The sequence below is a fragment of the Dyadobacter sp. genome (assembly GCF_017744695.1).
In the GTDB taxonomy this organism is placed as follows: domain Bacteria; phylum Bacteroidota; class Bacteroidia; order Cytophagales; family Spirosomataceae; genus Dyadobacter.
The window spans coordinates 189789-208913 of the sequence record NZ_JAGIAS010000002.1 but is presented as its reverse complement, the minus strand read 5'-3'; the positions used below and the strand labels follow the sequence as shown (position 1 = coordinate 208913).

Below are 19125 nucleotides of genomic sequence, written 5' to 3'. Positions count from 1 at the left end.
ACATTTAACGTATATCTGGCCAAATGAGTTGATCTGCGCGAGCTATATTTTACACAATAGATGTCCTTCTCCAACATTTTGAGACTTAGAAGTTGTACTGTACGCGGGCGGTGAAAACGTCGTCTGAAACATCACTTTCATACCCAGCCAGCGCCGATTTCTCATTCCGCACGAATTCATAATAGAATACGAATTTCAGCGACTCGTTGGCCATGTACACATAGCCCATTCCCAGGGTATTATAGCGAAGATCGGCCCTGCCGAACCCCTTATCGGCCGATATTTGCTTGCCCGAAACCTTCGTATTCGGGTCGTACCAGTCATATTTCAATACAAACTGGTGATCCAGGCTGCCGAGGTGTTGCAGGAAGTAAAAATACGCGCCGTCGAAACTGCGGGTATAGAGCGGGTCTTTAATGCCATTTGTAACGGGATATGTACCCGGCGTCTCGCTCGTTCCGAAAGTGGCGGTCTGCTTACCTTTGATATATTCTGCCCGGAACTCAGTTTCACCTTTCCGGTTGGGAAATGAGAGCTGGAAGTCCGCACCGGCGTAATTACGCGGTCTGGTCTTGTGCAAATTGACGGCCGCTGAATCGCGTACTGCCTGATATTCGCCTCCGAGGCGCACCGTTTTATACAGAACCTCGGACTGGCTCACAATACCGCCGGCATAGCCCGACACCGCCGCCGACAACGTGGCGTTGCCCAGCGCGCGGATGTTCGTCGGTTTAAGGCTGAACCGGCTGATCACGTCTTTGTGGCTGTCGTAATCCATCGGGCCCGACATCCCCTGGCCGTTGAAAACGCCGACGTCGAATTTGAGCTTCTGGTGCCATTCCTGCGTTTTACGACTGGTAACGGTAAGCATTACACCGATGTCGCGCTCGGTCTTCATCAGGATCTGCGACATGCGCCCGCGCTCGGGCGACTCGCGGTTAGCGGACGAAAGGTTCACTTCATGCCCGAAAGGGCGTGCGAACATCCCGGTAGTCAATGCGAATATTTTGAACTTGTTCTCGTAAAACCGGCCCCAGAAGTCGCGGATGGCCACACCGCGTTCGGTACCGTCAAACTGGAACACGAAATACGAGGTAGGATCATTATTTTTGTTCAAGTGCGCGTAGTCTACACGCAGGCGCCCACGGCGGAGCATAAAGCGGTTGTTTGAAAGGCCGGAAAAGTTTCCACCCGCGTAGGTTTCGGCACCTTCTTTGGAGATGACCTGGAACTGGGGTTGAATATATCCACTGATTCTCACGCGGTTATAGCGCTCGTAAATGGAGAGCATGCCTTTTCCCATCTGGTTTGTGGTATCCACAAGGTCCATAAGGAAGCGCTGGGCAAAAAGGTTGGAATGGCTTAAAAGTATAAAAAGTAATAATAGGCCGGCAACACGGAACTTCATCAGGTATATAATTGGTGGCTGTAAAATAGGGCTACAAAGAACCTTATTTTCCCTTAATTATTTCAGCCAGATCCGATAGTTTTTCTTGCCAGTGCCTTTTCATCGCGTCACGGTCGGCCGCCCTTGGCAGTTTTTCATGGTGAAAGCTGATGACGCTTTTGCCTGCGCTCTTGCTTCTGCTGCCTATCACGCGGACCTGTAATGTGGAATTGTAACGCCAATACTCGGGTTTCCACGTCATACGGAAATGCGAGCCCGGGTCGAGGACGGTAATGGTACCGCTAATCCCGTCCTGCGTCTTGAACGATTCGCCCATACCAACGCGGCCATCGACGAGCAGGCCGAGCCAGGTCGACAGCCCCTCTTCCGAGGCAATCAGTTCCCAGGCTTTTTGCACTGGGATGGGGAAGGTCCTGGAAACTCCCGCCTCATAACCGGACAGGAGCTCCCCCAGCTGCCGTTGCCCGGTCACTTCCCGGTAACCGAGCGCGATTTTTTGCCGGTACCAGGCATTTTCGACGTGGTCTCCCAGCAATGCAACAATGTCCTTATGGGTCCTTCCGTCGGATTTGAGATTATCGAGCCATTCAATCCATTCCGACCAATCGCGTCCGGTTTTCTCTTTTAATGTGTGTGATGACAGCTTGGCAAGTTCATTTGCCGCTGACAATGTTTCATTTGTAGCCATGGTTTTGACAGGTTTTAGGAAGGCAAAATTAGTCAAAAATCAGTCTCAATGCGGTGCGCGATCAACTGGCGGGCGACTAAGGTGAAAAAATGAGTAGCAGCAGGCACAGCGGCTATAAGCGGTTGGCACTAATTATTTTCCGGTTTAAATAATTGTAAATCAATGAATTTTGATTGTATATATATTGTACTTTAAGTACTTTTTCACTTATATGAAATATAATAAGTATTTAAAGTTTTAAAAGTATAATACTGCCAAGGATCATGAAAGTATAATATGTTTAATACTTTTTAAAATATAGAATGAATTAAAAGTATTAAACGGGATGTGAACAAGCGACTAATCATAAGAATAAAAAGCCTGATACTATGCATAAATATGAAAAGTATCAGGCTTTTTATAATATTTTATACACATTATAAGTATACTATTAATATTACTGTTAATACTTAAAATATGTATAAAAAGTAATATTAGTAGGATACTGGCAGGATATATTGTATGCGAGCACCCTATGATAAGTATGCTCCTAATATGCGGCGGTAAATCGCTTCCGGATGAAGTTACCTTGTTCGATTTCATCGACGATCGCGACAGCCGTATCGTCTACCGACAACCTGCTGTGATGATGCTCGTCGAACACCGGTGTGTCGAGTGCGGTGCGGTATTTGCCTGTACGTTCACCCGGATGCGCGGGGGACATCTCAATGGCAGGGCTTAGAAAAGTCCAATCGAGATCTGTTTCCGTTTTGAGGAAATTAAGGTAGTCGCGGGCAGCTGTGGCACCGGCTTTGTATGCCTCCGGGAAAGTGGGGGTATCCACGAGCTGCAATCCCGGCTTGATTTCCAGACTTCCCGCGCCGCCTACCGTGAGGAAACGTTTGACACCTGCCTGCTTCACACCTGCCTGAATGGCCTTGGCACCGGCAAGGAAATCATGGTAAATGTTGGGATTCGTCCAGCCTGCGTTGAACGTGCTGATCACCGCGTCGTGGCCCTTTACGGCGGCGGCAACCTCGTCTGCATTTGCCACGTCAGCGGCTTTGGTGGTAACGAGCGCGTTGCTGGTGTCGATTTTGTCGGTATTGCGGGCAATCGCAGTAACCTGGTGGCCGCGCGAAACAAGTTCTTTCAAAACGTGGGTGCCTACAAACCCAGTGGCGCCGATCAATGCAATTTTCATAAGTATTTGTTTTTGAGATGGATATTCTTATCTGAAATAATAAATGTTACAGTTTTGGTTAAAAAAGATTAGTCGAACTTTTTACAAAACTCTGCCAGTGATACTTTTCCCAGGCTGGCGAGCAAGGTCTTTTCCGCATCGTCATAAAGGCTGTCGAGGTGGTCGTTGATCTTACGCCCAACAGGGCAGGCCGGGTTAGGGGAGTTGATTCCTTTTCCGAGCAGATCCTTCTGTTTTACAGCTTCATACACCTCCGACATGAAGATATGGTCGGCAGGCCTGGCTAGCTGGCTTCCGCCCGATTTTCCTTCCTTGCTGCGAACGAGGCCACGCTCACGCAGGTTACTGAGTTCTTTCCGGACGAGCACAGGGTTGATATTGATGCTCCCCGCCAGGTATTCCGACGACGTCCATTCGTCCTCCGAGAAGGTCAATAATGTCAGAATATGCACCGAAATGGCAAAGCGACCGCTGTTCATACTGTAACTTTTATTATTACAGTACAAAGGTGCGGAACGTTTGGGAGAAATGCAAGCGGTGGGGGAATTTTTTGGAGAAAAGGGAGGGACGGGGAGGAAAGTGTCCCGTCCTCCTTCCTCCATCTTCCTTCTTCCCTTTTCCCTTCCTCTTAATTTCCCTGCCCGAAAGCCGGATTATTCTTGTCAAACCACAACCGTTGGCTGTTCAGTGTGGCGGCGGTGCGATCGTTGGGTGTAAATCCTTGCTCTGTCTGCGCTTTGAGCCAGTTGGCGTTGTTGGTGCCCAGTGGCGGTTCGTCGACCCAGTAGCGGCGCGGAATGGCCTCGTTAAACGCGTCCCTGGGGTAATAGGTGGAGTTGTTTTTGGGATAGCCGGTCCTGCGCACGAATGTGAACGCCTCCGTGGGCAGGCGCATGAAGTTCAGGTATTCCTGGATGTAAATGCGTTCGAGGTTATTGATACCGTTCAACTTTACCTGCGGCAGCGCCAGGTAAGCCGCGATTTCCGCGTCGGCATTGGCCGATAATCCGGTGGTAGACAGCGCGGCCTGGGCAATGGAGTTCATCGTGCGCATAGACGACGTAATGCCTTTTTTGTACCAATCCTCGGCGGTCCCTGTGATTTTGGAGCCGGTTCCGTAGCCTTTCTGGATCAGTTCGGCAATGTAGAAGCAGCTTTCTGCGCTCGTAATCATGTAATCCTGGAACGTACCCTTGCCGCCGTTGCGGGTAGGCGCGAAGAACACTTTGTTGATCGTCGACATCACCACGTACTTGTTGCTGCCCGCATTCAGCGGGTTTTTGTAATACTGCGCGATGGTCGGATTGGTGGTCCAGTCGGCCGGGCCTCCCTGGAACCGGATTTGCGGATCGGCCGGGTCTATGAATGCGGGTAATGCCTGGTTGTACTTTTTGAGTGTATCCAATGCATTCTTGGTCAGGTCATTCGGACTGAAATAGATCGCCAGCCGTGGATCTCTGGTCTGTTTCAGGAATGTCATAATAGACTTTGTAGCGAAACGCGTGCTGCGGTAGTCGACATCGCCGCCAACCGGGCCCCAATCCGGATCGAGATAGGCAAACTGGTCGGTATCCTCGACAATGGGACCTATGGCATTGTCGGCCACTTCTTTGTAAATCTGCTGCGTTTTGGCCTTATCCTGACCTTCGTAACGTAATGCAATACGCAATTTGAGCGTGTTGGCCGCTTTCACCCATTTCACCCAGTCGCTGTGGTAGATAATGTCGGCATTGCCAAAGCCTTCCTGGTCCTCCGAGGTAGCGCTCAGGACAGTAATCGCCTCGTTCAATTCTGCGAGCCAAGTGTCGTAAAGGGTCTTTTGCGTATCGTATTCAGGCGTGTAGTTCTGTTCATCACGCGCTTTAATGGCTTGGGTATAAGGGATTGAGCCATTCATGTCCGTCACGCGCAATCCATGCAGTACGCCCACGATGTAAGTGGCGGCGCGCATTTTCTGAAAGCGTTCCTTATTGGGTTTCTGATCTATTTGTTTGCGGATTTCGACCAGGTTAGGCAGGATGTTCGAATAATAGGCGGAATACCGGGAGTTAATGTTGGTCGAAAGTTCATAGGGATCGGTGGTCAGGTGTTGCGAAAAGCGCAGGAGCTGTTCGAGGTTTTCCCATATCCATTCGGTACCCTGGTAGGATTCGAGGCTGTTGAGCGAGTAGGTGAAAAGGAATTTGGGATCGGGCGTGATCACAATGCTCGGGTCGGTATTGATATCGCCGAAATCCTTCTCGCAGGAGGTCGCCCACAGGAGGCCGGTGGCGAGAACGGTACCGGCGGCGCATTTGGTTAGTATGTTTTTCATTTGAAATGTCTTTTGAAAATGACTGAACAAGAAGCGTTTATATCAGAATGCCGCCCGCAGCGTGACACCCAGGGCGCGGGTCATCGGCGGAATAAAGCCGACTTCCTTCTGTACCGCAGTACTGTTCGAGAAGTTTGACGCTGGGTTGAAGTTCAGCGGCAATGTGTTGTACAGGTAAAGCAAATCGCGTCCTACCAGGTTGATCGACAATGCATTGAGCTTGATTTTCTCGCAAATCGACTGGGGGACCTGGTAACTCAGCGAAACCTGGCGCAGCGAAATCCACGAGTTTTCCGAAATCCAGTAATCGCCCACGGCAGTCGAAAACGAACCGTAGCGATAATTGTATTGCGGTAAATGCGTGGGTTCGACCAGCCCTTTGTCGTAAGCTTCTTTGAAGGTCATACCACCGACATTCACGTTCGTGCCGTCTGGCTGCGTAATAGTTTGTCCTGTTGCGAAAACGCCTTCCGGCAGAATGCCGTCGTCATAAGTTTTGCCATCGAATTGGCTCTTGAACACGATTCCGCCATGATCTGCGTCGCGGCCTTGCAGCGAGTTTTTGAAAACACCCGTGTGCGTTCCGTAGCGGAGCGAAGTAATAATCATATCGCCGCCAATCTTGGCATCGAACAATACATTGAGGGATAACCGTTTGTAGGTGAATGTATTATCCCATCCGCCGCGGAATTTGGCATTGATATCGCCCACATCTTTCCATTCGTTGCTGCGAGCGGGGAAGGCGGCACGTGCGTCGCCACGCCATGAGAGGATCGGCAATCCGTTACGCGGATCATTCGCATCGGTACCCTGAAAGCGCGCCGCGGCGATTTTCGTGCGGATCACGCCGTAGGTACCGCCCACTTTCGCATAAGGGACCAGGTCGTTGCCGCCTGCCGATTCGTCGCCCAGTGCGTAGTATTCGCGGTCGCCGTACAACTCGATGATTTTGTTCCGGTTACGCGAGAAAGTAACCGTGCTGTTCCAGGAAAAGGCACCGATTTTAATCGGCGTTGCATCGAGCGCGATCTCGATACCGGTGTTCTGGATATTTCCTGCGTTGATCAGAATGCTGTTCACGCCGGTCTCGATGGCCGCGGAAATAGGGATCGGCTGGTTACGGGAATTATCCCGGTATACCGACAAATCGAGCCCCAGGCGGTTGTTCAGGACTTTCACTTCGAGGCCGATTTCCTTGGCGATCTTCCGCAATGGCTTGATATTGGTCTGCAAGGTCGATTGAGCGCTGAATGTCGACAATGCCTGGTCGCCGAAGCCACCCGCATTGGTATATCCGCCGAATTTGAAGCCCGGGTTGAGCAGGAAGGGCTCGATATCACCTCCCAGTGCAGCGAGATTTCCTCTCAACTTTCCATAACTGAGCCAGTTGGGCAGTGAAGCGTGGAAGGATTGGGTAAAAATCCAGGATAAACTGGCGGAAGGGTAATTGTAAAAGTTGTTTCCGGAGCCATTGGAATAGGTCAGTGCCGACGACCAGTCGCCACGCCAGGTAGTTTGCAGGAAAAGCTGGTCACGCCAAGCGAAATCGGCGCTGGCGTACAGCGATTTATAAGAACGACGTGTTTTGATCCCGCCGGTCGAAATCTGCGATTGTACCGAGTTGGCCAGGAAGAAGTTACCGGGGTAAGAAAGCCCGCCCTGCGTTTCAGCGTTGTTAAACGACAGGCTGTATTGCTGCGATTCCCCGCCCACGTAGCCGCTGAAATCCAGGTCTTTGGTAATGGGTTTGTTAAAAATCGCGAGCCATTTCATGAAATTCGTTTGTTTCGTAGAGTGCCCAAGCGCATAACGGCCACCGGTGAAGTTCACACCCTGGCCGAGTTCCTTGATTTCGCTTTTGGTATACAGGTTGTTGAAATTGCCTTCTATCTGTAATTTGAGCCAGTCGGTGATAGTGGCTGTGAGGGCGAGGCGCCCGCGCACCATTTGCTCGCGCTGGCTGTAATTGTTTTCGAAGATATTGAACCAGTAATCGGCGCCAGGGACGAGGTTTGGCTCGTTCACGTCACTCACGTTCCGCAGGCCGCCCTTGTAGCCCAGGTAATTCTGGCGCTGCATCCAGTATCGGGTGTCGTAATTGCGCGGGAATGTCCAGATGTAGTTATTCAGGCTGAGTGACGGCGGGTTGGTGCCCTCGGTGGTAGTGTAGTCGGCAGTGACGTCGGCTACAAGAAATTTGTTCAGGTTTTGCGTCGCACGCAGGTTGAATGCATTTTTGCCGAGGTTGTTTTTGAAATTGATCCCGCGGCTGTCGACGCGGTTGTAGGAGAACCGGAAGGTCGACCTTTCATTGCCCCCGTCGATCGCGACGTTTGTTAGGCTCCCTTTTCCGGTCTGGAATGCATCCAGGTAATTGTTCGGATAGGCCTGGTAGGTCGTCATTTTGCCATCATAGTCAACCACTTGCTGATTGGCGAACCGCGGTCCCCAGTTTTCGAGTTCGCGGTTCATTTGGCGGTCGATGTAGGGCTGGCCCTGCGCGTTGGTAGGGAATACCTTGGTGGTCCAGCTTTCGTCAGGTTTGTAATTCGGGTCACGGGTGTCAGTGAAGAATGCGCCGACGGTACCGCCGCCGTATTCGTTCTGGAAATCGGGTCCACGATAGGGCTTCTGCATATTGAAAGTTTGCGAAACGCTTACGCCGATACCTTTACGCTGGGCTCCCTTTTTGGTGGTGATCAAAATCACCCCGTTGATTGCCCGGGTGCCATACAACGCCGCCGCCGCCGAGCCTTTCAGCACCGAAACGCTTTCAAAATCCTCCATATTGAGGTTTTTGAGCGAGTTTCCGAAGTCGCGCGTGCCGCTGCTACCATCGTACACGTCGTTATCGAGGATTACACCGTCGACCACGAAAATGGGTTGGTTATTGACGCCAAGCGTGGAATTACCCCGGATCAGGATCTTGGTGTTACCCATCAACCCGCCTGCGCCCTGGTCTATCTGCACACCGGGAATGCGTCCCTGCAATGCGCTAATGGGGCTCAATTCGTTCGTGGCAGCCATTTTCGCACCGGCGATCTCGGAAACCGTATAGCCCAGCTGCTTTTTCTCACGCTTAACACCCAACGCAGTTACGACGACTTCGTTGAGTTGCTGGTTGTCTTCTTTCAGCACGACGTTGATCACGCTCTGGTTATTGACTTGTACTTCCTGTTTTTCAAAACCGACGAACGAGAAAACAAGCGTTCCGCCGGAAGGCGCGTTGATGACATATTCGCCCGTTGCATTGGACGTGGTGCCATTATTGGTGCCTTTTACGAGGACGGATATCCCCACAAGCGCCGAGTTGTCGGAAGCGGAAACGACTGTGCCGGTAACCCTCACATTTTGGGCGTGGAGCGTAAAACAACTTCCAAAGATCAGGCACAGCAAGTGTATTAAGTACTTGCCGTGCAGAAGGTACATTTTCTTCATACAAAAGAGATTTAGAGGTACGAGCAGTTATTGTAATTGTGTAGAAAAGCTTAGTAGGTTGATAGAAATACTACGCCGTAAAATAGCAGATAAATTAATAAGATTTTTTATTAATGTCCTGGTATTTATTTATCTTTTTAAAAGACGTAAAGGGGCTATCAACGTTGCATTCTGCGGGGAATAGTTTTAAAAGGAGGAAATGTGTGGTATGAACTGTCAATATATTACTTATTAAAAGTATTATATGTTTAATATTATTTATTATTATGATAAGTATTAAAAGATATAACAAATATACTCTATGTCTTATCTTAATAGTATGTATTAAAAGTATATAGATATTAATACATATTATTTGTATAAAAAGTGTAAATAATATGCTACATATAAGCCAAATACCCCATAACATTCATATTAAATGTTATGGGGTATTTGGCTTATTATCAATTATTTAAGAACGGTGAGTCCGCCTTTGTAGGAGCGCATGGTGTATTGAATGAGGAAATAGTAATAGCCACCCGAGATCTTATCGGGGCACCAATCCTTTGGTCTTATCTTGGAGTAGTAGATTTGCTTACCCCACCGGTTGAAGACGGTGATGTCTTTGAAGTAGTCCCCGCAATTGTCGGCCGGCAGTTCGTCGAACACGAGGCAGTCGTTCTTGCCGTCGCCGTTAGGTGTGATGACGTTCGGGAATTCGGGGAATGGGGTAGAGCCATTGTCCTTGATCGTTACCTTCACCGTGGTGGTATCGGTGGCCGCAGCACAGCTCTTGTCCTGGGTGACGAAGTCGACCAGGAAGGTTTGTTCGGGTTGGCCGTTCAGCACGGCGCATTCAGGATTCCAGGCGTAGGGAGAAGTGACCGATTTTACGCCCGTTTTGGCTTCGAAAATCATACCGGCGTCCTTCATGTCAAATCCACGCCCCGCGGCCGTCAGAACGATCATATTCGTGTCCGGATCAGTTGCCAGCACATCGAACGTAATGCCGGATGAGCTGCCGATCTGATAAGTGATTTCCTGAACGGGCAGGGATGTCTTCACCGACGGGGCCCGGTTGGGCGATTCATCGATGATAAAATACACGGGTTTTGAAACAGGCATTGGATTGCCCTCGCAGCGCATATCCTCCACTTTGAAATCCACAGCGAGTGTATCGCCCTTTTTGGCATTACATGGAGGGATCCAGGTAAACTTCTGCTGCACGGTGGCCTGCCCGCTGGCAGGTTTAAAATCCATCCCCATATCGGCCATATTGAAATCCTGACCGCGGCCCGAAAGTGCCAGGTTATCCTTGTCAGGATCTTTCCCGAAGACATCGAACGTCACAGGTACGCCCGCGGTCACGTGTACATAGTCGCTCGCGAGCGAAGTCGTAACGGTGGGGGCGTTGTTGCCGCTGCTCTCGCGCCTTATAAAGATATTCAGCGTGTCGGTAAGCGGGAAGGGGCAGCTTCCGTCCTGCGCGATAAGCTGGATTTTGATGGGGCGGTTATCGTAGGTGACGAAACAATCTTCGAGACAGATCTGGAATTTGAGGGTATCGTTCGGGACCTTGGTGGTGAATTGGGCGGGTAGTAGTGTGAAATAGTCTTTGGAATTGTTGATAGCGTGCCCATCGACGGAAACGACCTGGTTTACGGTGGGGTCGGTAACCATTACTTCAAAACAGTTCGGATCGCCTTTTTTGACTGTAATGATCTCGTTCTCGGTATAATAGGTGTTCTTTCCTTTGGGTTTGAACAACAGCTTAGGCGGGTCCATTTTAGGACAGTCGACCACTTTGAGCTGAAAATCACGCGTGAGCATCCCGATTTTAACGCCGTTGCGGTATTCTTCTACCTGCACGGCAAAGACATACAATCCGACTGAGCCGGCCGTGACCGACAGCATCCCCGTCGATTTGTTCACTTTCAGCGGATCAGGGCCGGGGATCATATTACTGACCGAAATGCCGTCGACCCACGTCAGGCGCGGGTAATTGGATGACCCACGGGCAGGAGCGCTTGGATTGGCCTTGTCGGCATAACCCTGCATCGGCGTAATCAATGAATACACCAGGCTGTCGCCGTCGGCATCCGTACCTCCGAAATCGAACAGAAATGGCGAATTGACGCAGGCATAGTCGCCTTTGATTTCCGGAAAAACAGGGGAAGAGTTTTTAAAATTGGCATTATTCTTGAAAAGCGGCGGAAATTCGAGATAGAAAAGACTACCGGCATCCCCGGGTGCCTGAATGTTCGTGATCGTTCCGTTGCGGCAACACCGGTCCCACACCATATAATAGCCCTGGGCGTCGGCAAAATCGGTGGGCGGAAGGCGTACAGCGGCGCCGTAAGTGATCTGCCAGGTCTGAAGGGTTGAGATTCCACAGAGCGGGTTTGCGTAGTTGACCGATTTTCGTTCTATTTTTGGGGCTTCAAGAGAACCGATGAGGACATTGTCGCGCTTTCTGAATACATAAATCGTGACAAACGGATCTTCTGCGCCGGGATTACCATTGAGGGCGTCGAAGTACATCGTAAGGCCCATATTGTAGTTATAGTAGGTGTCCTGGTTTTGCGTGATGAATAACTGCCCGCCGACGATATGCGTAGCACTGGCTTCGCAAATGGCAAACAGCATCAGAATAAATAAGATGAACCGTTTTTTCATGGAATAATGCGGCAGTAAAATTGATCCGATAGGATATTGGGATTAGTAATTAAAACAGGAAATAATGTCTAAGAGTAACAAGTACGAGTACGTTGAAATTACCGATTTTGCGGCAGAAGGCAAATGTATATTTAAATCGGAAGACGGCGTAATCTTTGTAGAAGGTAATGTGGCTCCTGGTGACATCGTAGACCTCCAGGTCGTGCGGACCAAGAAAAAGTTGAAGGAAGCCATCGTTACCAAAATCCATTCACAATCGGCTTTACGTACGGAACCCTATTGCGAGCATTTCGGGGTTTGTGGAGGCTGTAAGTGGCAGCACATCAGCTACGAGCATCAGCTGAGGTTCAAAAGGCAGCATGTAGTGGATCATTTTGAAAGGATAGGAAAGATCAGGAATGTTGAGATTAACGAGATTATCGCTGCCCCTAAGACCGAATACTATCGCAATAAGTTGGAATTCACCTTCTCGAATTGGCGCTGGCTGACGAAAGAGCAGCTCGACTCGGGACAGCCATTTGCCAAAACCGCATTAGGCTTTCACGTGCCGAAGCGTTTTGACAAGATATTCACCGTGGATCACTGCCACCTCCAGCCGGATCCGTCGAACGCGATCCGCAATGCGTTGCACCGTTTTTCAGAGGAAAAAGGGTACCCTTATTACGACGTACGTTTTAATGTAGGCGTCATGCGCAATGTGATCATCCGTACAGCCAATTCTGGCGACGTGATGGTGATCGTGCAATTCGGTGAGCAAAACGATGAAATTATCGCGGAAGTGATGGAATTTTTGCATCAAAACCATCCGGAAATCACTTCGCTGAATTATATCGTAAACCTGAAAGGAAACGATTCCTACCAGGACCAGGAAGTGATCCATTACGCCGGTGATAAGGTGATTCGTGAGACTATGGAAGACCTCACGTTCCTGGTAGGGCCGAAATCGTTTTATCAGACCAATTCGGAGCAGGCTTACAAACTGTTCAGCGTGGCGCGCGAGTATGCGCAGCTCACAGGCAACGAATCGGTTTACGATCTCTACACGGGAACTGGTACCATTGCCAACTTTGTGGCCCGCAGCGCGAAGAAAGTAGTAGGAGTGGAGTATGTGGAAGCCGCTGTGCAGGACGCCCGCATTAACTCCGAGCTGAACGGCATTACCAATACTTCGTTCTTCGCAGGCGATATGCGCGCGATCATGAACGAAAGCTTCCTGCATACGCACGGGCGCCCGGACGTAATCATTACCGACCCACCCCGCGCCGGAATGGACGTTCCGGTCATCGAAACGATCCTGAAAGCCGCGCCCGACCGCGTCGTGTATGTGAGCTGCAACACGGCTACACAGGCGCGCGACCTGGCATTAATGGCCGAAGATTACGAAGTAACACGGGTACAGCCCGTAGATATGTTCCCTAATACGCACCATGTGGAGAATGTGGCGTTGCTGGTGAAGAAGGGGCAATAAGGAATTGGCTATAAGCGATAGGCTGTAAGCTATAAGCATTAAGCTGTGAGTTCTTGAGGCTTATAGCCTATTGCATACAGCTTACAGCCCATTGCCATTTAAAACGGTGGCTCCGAATCTGGCCCTTTGTAATCAAAATTACTGAGGTCGTTGGCGCGGCTGCGGAGTGTTCCGCCCATGGCAGGTGCCGTCGGTTTGGCCTGGCTTTCGAAAGATGATATTGGGTTTGAAGTCTGGATCGGGCGGTCGATCGAGAATGGCGCAGGGGTGAACCCCGAATCGAGGTCGGCGAATTTGGTGTATTTACCAATGAAGCGAAGCTGGATCGTGTCCAGTGAACCCGCACGGTTTTTAGCCAGGATTACTTCACCCACGCCCGCTACCGAGTTACCTGCTTCGTCTTCTGTTATGCCGTAATATTCAGGGCGGTAGAGGAATATTACCATATCCGCATCCTGCTCGATTGACCCGGATTCCCTCAAATCGGAAAGCTGCGGACGTTTTTCTCCGCCACGTGTTTCAACGGCCCGGCTCAGCTGGGAAAGGGCGATTACCGGTACGTCGAGTTCTTTGGCGAGGTTTTTCAACGATCGTGAGATCATCGCAATCTCCTGTTCACGGTTACCGGGGCTCTTGCCGCCTGTATCGCCGGTCATCAGCTGCAAGTAGTCGATTACGATCATCTGAATGTCGTGTTGCGCTTTCAGACGGCGACATTTCGCACGCAATTCGAGTACGGAAAGGGCAGGGGTGTCGTCGATGTAAATAGGGGCGTTGGTAAGCCGGTGAATGCGGTGGTGCAGCTGCTCCCATTCGTGCGGCGCGAGGCTTCCTTTACGGATTTTCTCACTATCGATCTCTGCCTCGGCGGAGATCAAACGATTGACCAGCTGTACCGAGGACATCTCAAGGGAGAAGATCGCCACGGGGATATTGAAATCCACAGCCGCGTTCCGCAGTGAGGAAACGACGAATGCCGTTTTACCCATACCGGGACGTGCCGCTAGGATCATCAATTCCGTCTTCTGCCAGCCGGAAGTCAGCCTGTCGAGGGCGCTGAAACCGGATGGTACGCCGGTGAGACCGTCTTTATTATTCTTTTTCTGGTCGAGTTCGGCCAGCGCCTGGCGCATTAGCGCGCCCATGTCGGCGTAGTTTTTCTTGATATTGGATTCTGAAATCGCGAAAAGCGACTGTTCCGTTTTGTCGAGCAGGCGAAATACGTCGGTCGTGTCTTCATAGGCCTCCCGCTGAATCTCGGAGGATACTTTGATAAGCTCCCGTTTGATATAGGCCTGCGAGATAATGCGGGCGTGGAATTCGATGTTGGCCGCGGAGTTGACCTTGCTTGTCAGCTCCATGATATACGACGCTCCACCGACCAGTTCAAGTTCTCCGGTGCTGCGCAATTTGGCCGTGACCGTCAGCATATCAATAGGCTCCGAGTCGGCGAAGAGCGTGACGATCGCGCTGTAAATGCGGACGTGCGACTCTTTGTAGAAACTATCCGGACGGAGGATATCCGCTACCGCCGTGAGGGCATCCTTTTCGATCATCAGAGCGCCCAAAACCGCCTCTTCCAGGTCGATAGCCTGAGGGGGTAATTTGCTGAAATTCTGATCGTTGGATGGCGTTCTGGGAGGAAAGGCCCGTTTGGTACCGTTACCGGTTTTGGAGCCGCTCCTGGGGTAGCTGTTAGATGCCTTTTCGTTTTCCATATTAAGACAAAGTTAATCATTGGAGGCCTTCAACGAAAGCGGCGGCAGGGAGTTTGGCGCAATAATTTTTTTTCTGCCACACGACTTTTTTGTGCGTGTCTGATAATGAAAGACTTGGTCGGGAAAGACTAATTTTTTGGCTCGGGATTTGAGGGGATAATTGTTTTTTCGACGATTATGTTTTACAAATCTTGGTTATTATTACTAAATTTTACAAACAATAGAGAAACATTAAACACTGATTCATTTGCTGGAAAAAATCATCACACTCGAAGACGTATCCATGGTCGATTTTCTGGGCATTCACAATTCGAATATCAAGGAAGTTGCCGCCGCTTTTCCCGAAAGTAAAATCATTTCACGCGGAAACGAGATCCGCATCCAGGGGACTGCCCCCGAAATTATCCGAATCACAGATGTAATCGACTCACTTCTGGCGCATTACCAGAAGTATGGAAAAATAACCAACGACAACGTTAAGGGCTACCTGAACGGCATTACCAAAATGCCGGTGGCTACCGGAGAGGACGATGATGACGTGATCCTCTATGGAAACAAGGGGCTCGTCGTGAAAGCCAAAACGCCGAATCAGAAGCTGCTGGTAGAACAGGCAGGCAAATACGACCTCGTGTTCGCGATAGGTCCTGCCGGTACAGGAAAGACCTACACCGCGGTGGCCATTGCTGTAAGGGCCTTGAAAAACAAGGAAGTAAGAAAAATTATCATTACCCGTCCGGCCGTAGAGGCGGGCGAGAACCTGGGCTTTTTGCCGGGCGACCTGAAAGAGAAGATCGACCCGTACCTGCGCCCGATCTACGATGCGCTCGACGATATGATCGCGCCGGAAAAACTGAAATTATACCTGGAGAGCCGGGTTATCGAAATCGCGCCGCTTGCCTACATGCGGGGGCGTACGCTGAACAACGCATTCATCCTGCTCGACGAGGCGCAGAATACCACGCCGATGCAAATGAAAATGTTCCTGACCCGGATGGGCCCGAGCTCGAAAGCGATCATTACCGGCGATAAATCGCAGATCGACCTTCCGAAGAATCTTAAATCGGGGTTAATCGATTCCCTGACGGTTTTGAAGGGCATTAAAGGGATCAGTTTCGTAGAACTGGATGGTTCTGACGTTGTACGGCACCGTTTGGTAAAGGACATTCTCGCTGCCTATGAAAAATCGGAGAAGTAGCTTGTTGCTGGCCGGCCTGTTGCTGGTTTCTGCGCTCGGAAGGGCGCAGGATTCGCTCGTTACGCGCTGCGCCAGCACGGAACGTGACTCCGTCCGGCTGCTGAAAAACCCGGCCCTGCGGAACCTGCGGATTCAATCGGAGCAGGCGATCCAGCACTACGTGCGCTCCCTCTCGTCCGCACGCACGAGCGCGGGTGAGGTGATCACGATACCGGTGGTGGTGCATGTGGTTCATAACCGGGCCGACAATGTGATTGGGGGGCCAGGGAACGGGAATATCTCCGATGCGCAGATCCATAGCCAGATCGAGGTGCTGAACGAAGATTATGGCAATACGTCGGGTTACAAAGGCTTTTACACCGATTCACTGGGTGTCGATACCGGCATTCGTTTCAGGCTGGTGTCGGTCGTCAGGACCTATAATGCGACTTCGCAGTTCAGTCCGATTACCGATGCCGACGATCTGGCGAATATTTCGCCCGCCTGGTTCACGAATCGTTATTTGAATATCTGGGTAACGCGGCTGAACGACCGCTACCTGGGAACTTCGCAATTTCCCGTTGTAACGGAGCTCAACGATCGTACCGCAGGCCTCGCTACCTCTGAAAACACAGAGGCTGATGCATTAACAGACGGCGTTATCATCGATTTCCGTTATTTCGGGCGCAATTCCGACGCGATTACGAGCCGGATTTATAACCTGGGGCGGACTACTACGCACGAAGTGGGACATTGGCTGGGCCTGATCCACATTTGGGGCGATTCTACCTGCGGAACCGATTACTGCGATGACACCCCTACGGCCAACACGAAAAACGAAACCACCGACCTTTCGTGCTCGCCGGTATATTCGCAATGCCGACCGGGCGTGACCACGCGGAATATGATCGAAAATTATATGGATTATTCGCCGGACGTGTGCATGAGCATTTTTACGAATGATCAGAAGTTGCGGATGCACGCGGTACTGGCGCTGAGCCCCAGACGAGCGAAATTGGTGGAGTATTCCAAGGTTTCAACCAATGAATTGCTGGTTGAACTTTATCCGAATCCCGTGCGGGAAACACTAACTACCAATATATTTACCCCGAATTTCGAAAACTATACCGTGTCCGTTTACAATCAAAAGGGACAAAAAGTGACGGAGGATACCGTCAACCGTACTTATCTCAACGTTAAAAACTTTCCTAGCGGTTTGTACTATTACAAGGTGACGACTGCTAGCAAGACAATCACGAAACGTTTTGTTGTACGATAAACATCCATGCTATCACGCGCTCCATTTGTCGGCGTAGTAATATTCCTGGCAACCGGCATATTGGCGGGCGACGCATTACGTACGACCGGCAGTATGCCGGTTGTTTTTGTTTTAATGGTTTGGGTACTGGTAACGATCGGATGCGGTCTGTTGCACAGGTTTGGGCGTCCGACGGCCTTTGCGGTCGGGCTGGCCGGATGGATGTTTTTGCTGGGCGCGGGCATTAAAATGGCGGCGGAAACGGAAAAGGACGCCCAAATTGCCACGCTTCAAGCATTGGAATACAACGCCTATACGGCGGAAGTTACCTCGATACCCGAAAAACGAAGCAATTCCATTCGTTTTGAAGTACTTAGCAGGCAATTCAATACCGCAAATCAATGGACCAGCTATTCTGCGAAGGCGTTGGTTTATCTGCCGGACAGCCTTTCCGATGTTCCGCAACCCGGAGACTTGTTGCTGATCAAAGGACGCCTGGAACGCCCCGCTCCGCCGGCAAATCCCGAACAGTTTGATTATGCGCAATATTTGCGTGATAAGGGCATTCTCTTCACAGCATTTGTGAATGAGCATTCGTACAAGGTGATTTCCATTGATTCGGGAAAAAGCCCTTCCTATTGGCCGGAAGCAGTATCAGAATGGGCGGATGGTCGATTTCTGGCATATGTAGCCGATTCGGGTGCGAGTGGCGCTGCGTACGGGCTCGTGAAAGCCATGTTATTGGGCAGGCGCGACGACCTTGGCGCGGAGCAGGTAGGCGATTATGTGATCTCCGGGGCCGTGCATATCCTTTCCGTTTCCGGAATGCACGTGGCAATTATTTTCCTGGCCATCAGTATGGCCTTCGGCTGGGTAAGGCGCTGGCCGTTTGGCAAGTGGGTTTATTTGTTTTTGATGGCTGCATTACTGGGCTTTTATGCGCTGGTAACGGGCCTGCCGCCTTCGGTCCAGCGTGCCGCATTGATGTGCATGGTGTTGGTGGTTGCAGAAATGGCCGAAAGAAAGCATAGCCCGATGAACACGCTCGCATTTTCGGCGTTGGTCATCTTGCTGGTGGACCCTTGCGCATTGTATGATGTCGGCTTTCAGTTGTCATATCTCGCAATGGCCGGAATTTTTCTGTTTTACGAGCCTCTGTACAGCATACTGAAACCTGCAAACCGTGTTTTGAAATTTGCCTGGCAGGTCACCGCATTGGCATTCGCGGCGCAGCTGGCCACATTTCCGCTCAGTCTTTATTATTTTCATCAATTCCCAACCTATTTCTGGCTTGTAAATCCGCTGGTCGTCACGTTTACGAATATCCTGCTGCCCGCGTCCCTGGTGTTGCTGCTCGTTAGCCTCTCAGGAATTTCGTGGCTGGGCTGGCTGGCTGGCCAGGTGGTGGCTTTTTCAGCTCGGCTAACCGATTGGTCGGCTTCGATTCCACGGTCACTGCCAGGGCATTTGCTGGAAAATTTGCATTTGAACAAGCCAGAACTGATTTTGCTGTACTCGATCCTCTTTACAGGCTGGTATGCGTGGCATGCGCGTTCGCTGGGCTGGCTGAAAGTATCGGTTGTGGGGGCAGTTGTTTTTGCAACAATTTCAATAACAGGTAGTTTGAATACATATTTAAATGCCGAGGAGGTCAGTTTTCAGGTTCCGAAACATCAGGTGCTCAGCTTTAAATCCGGAAATGTACTTTACCTGCTAAGCGATAAGGCATTCGCAAGAGACATCCGCACATTCGATTTTAATGTAAAGAGCTACGCCGTAAGTCGAGAAATTGAACAGATTATCCGCATTACCGCACCGTAG

Annotated in this window: 12 protein-coding genes; 4 read left to right on the top strand and 8 right to left on the bottom strand. The window is 50.6% G+C overall.

The annotated features are described in order from the left end of the window. Positions 1-85: 85 nt before the first annotated feature. From J7619_RS08410 to J7619_RS08380, 7 genes are all read right to left on the bottom strand, one after another. Positions 86-1408 carry a porin gene (locus J7619_RS08410; protein ID WP_291196908.1) on the bottom strand — a complete coding sequence of 441 codons (1323 nt, stop codon included), beginning with the start codon at positions 1406-1408 and terminating at the stop codon, positions 86-88. Between the two features lie 43 nt (positions 1409-1451). Next, positions 1452-2096: an SRPBCC domain-containing protein gene (locus J7619_RS08405; RefSeq protein ID WP_291196906.1), complete on the bottom strand. Its 645-nt coding sequence runs from the start codon at positions 2094-2096 to the stop codon at positions 1452-1454. Between the two features lie 529 nt (positions 2097-2625). Next, positions 2626-3279, bottom strand: coding sequence for an NAD(P)-dependent oxidoreductase (locus J7619_RS08400; protein ID WP_291196904.1), 654 nt, complete (start codon positions 3277-3279; stop codon positions 2626-2628). Positions 3280-3347: 68 nt separating this feature from the next. Further along, positions 3348-3758 carry an Rrf2 family transcriptional regulator gene (locus J7619_RS08395; protein WP_291196902.1) on the bottom strand — a complete coding sequence of 137 codons (411 nt, stop codon included), beginning with the start codon at positions 3756-3758 and terminating at the stop codon, positions 3348-3350. Positions 3759-3907: 149 nt separating this feature from the next. Then, a complete protein-coding gene (locus J7619_RS08390) occupies positions 3908-5593 on the bottom strand; it encodes a SusD/RagB family nutrient-binding outer membrane lipoprotein (protein ID WP_291196900.1) in 1686 nt (561 codons plus the stop codon). 42 nt (positions 5594-5635) lie between these two features. Continuing rightward, positions 5636-9031 carry a SusC/RagA family TonB-linked outer membrane protein gene (locus tag J7619_RS08385; protein ID WP_291196898.1) on the bottom strand — a complete coding sequence of 1132 codons (3396 nt, stop codon included), beginning with the start codon at positions 9029-9031 and terminating at the stop codon, positions 5636-5638. Between the two features lie 447 nt (positions 9032-9478). Further along, positions 9479-11686 (bottom strand): gliding motility-associated C-terminal domain-containing protein, encoded by a 2208-nt coding sequence (locus J7619_RS08380; protein WP_291196896.1) that lies wholly within the window; start codon positions 11684-11686, stop codon positions 9479-9481. A gap of 64 nt (positions 11687-11750) precedes the next feature. On the opposite strand from J7619_RS08380, the gene rlmD reads away from it, so the two are divergent. After that, entirely contained in the window at positions 11751-13154 is a 1404-nt protein-coding gene (rlmD, locus tag J7619_RS08375) for a 23S rRNA (uracil(1939)-C(5))-methyltransferase RlmD (RefSeq protein ID WP_291196894.1), read from the top strand. Positions 13155-13252: 98 nt separating this feature from the next. On the opposite strand, the gene dnaB is transcribed toward rlmD, so the two are convergent. Next, positions 13253-14872: a replicative DNA helicase gene (gene dnaB / locus J7619_RS08370; protein WP_291196892.1), complete on the bottom strand. Its 1620-nt coding sequence runs from the start codon at positions 14870-14872 to the stop codon at positions 13253-13255. Between the two features lie 247 nt (positions 14873-15119). On the opposite strand from dnaB, the gene J7619_RS08365 reads away from it, so the two are divergent. The 3 genes from J7619_RS08365 to J7619_RS08355 are packed head-to-tail and all read left to right on the top strand — an operon-like array spanning position 15120 to position 19125. Next, positions 15120-16067 (top strand): PhoH family protein, encoded by a 948-nt coding sequence (locus J7619_RS08365; protein WP_291196890.1) that lies wholly within the window; start codon positions 15120-15122, stop codon positions 16065-16067. Further along, positions 16048-17325, top strand: coding sequence for a T9SS type A sorting domain-containing protein (locus J7619_RS08360; RefSeq protein WP_291196888.1), 1278 nt, complete (start codon positions 16048-16050; stop codon positions 17323-17325). Before J7619_RS08365 ends, J7619_RS08360 begins: the two co-directional genes overlap by 20 nt. Positions 17326-17331: 6 nt before the next feature. Further along, entirely contained in the window at positions 17332-19125 is a 1794-nt protein-coding gene (locus J7619_RS08355; protein WP_291196886.1) for a ComEC/Rec2 family competence protein, read from the top strand.

What these genes read in the sequence shown, in the direction of transcription:
- J7619_RS08405 (WP_291196906.1), bottom strand. Translation starts at nt 2,096, where the DNA reads ATGGCTACAAATGAAACATTGTCAGCGGCAAATGAACTTGCCAAGCTG.
- J7619_RS08400 (WP_291196904.1), bottom strand. Translation starts at nt 3,279, where the DNA reads ATGAAAATTGCATTGATCGGCGCCACTGGGTTTGTAGGCACCCACGTT.
- dnaB (WP_291196892.1), bottom strand. Translation starts at nt 14,872, where the DNA reads ATGGAAAACGAAAAGGCATCTAACAGCTACCCCAGGAGCGGCTCCAAA.
- J7619_RS08395 (WP_291196902.1), bottom strand. Translation starts at nt 3,758, where the DNA reads ATGAACAGCGGTCGCTTTGCCATTTCGGTGCATATTCTGACATTATTG.
- rlmD (WP_291196894.1), top strand. Translation starts at nt 11,751, where the DNA reads ATGTCTAAGAGTAACAAGTACGAGTACGTTGAAATTACCGATTTTGCG.
- J7619_RS08410 (WP_291196908.1), bottom strand. Translation starts at nt 1,408, where the DNA reads ATGAAGTTCCGTGTTGCCGGCCTATTATTACTTTTTATACTTTTAAGC.
- J7619_RS08380 (WP_291196896.1), bottom strand. Translation starts at nt 11,686, where the DNA reads ATGAAAAAACGGTTCATCTTATTTATTCTGATGCTGTTTGCCATTTGC.
- J7619_RS08390 (WP_291196900.1), bottom strand. Translation starts at nt 5,593, where the DNA reads ATGAAAAACATACTAACCAAATGCGCCGCCGGTACCGTTCTCGCCACC.
- J7619_RS08360 (WP_291196888.1), top strand. Translation starts at nt 16,048, where the DNA reads ATGAAAAATCGGAGAAGTAGCTTGTTGCTGGCCGGCCTGTTGCTGGTT.
- J7619_RS08355 (WP_291196886.1), top strand. Translation starts at nt 17,332, where the DNA reads ATGCTATCACGCGCTCCATTTGTCGGCGTAGTAATATTCCTGGCAACC.
- J7619_RS08385 (WP_291196898.1), bottom strand. Translation starts at nt 9,031, where the DNA reads ATGAAGAAAATGTACCTTCTGCACGGCAAGTACTTAATACACTTGCTG.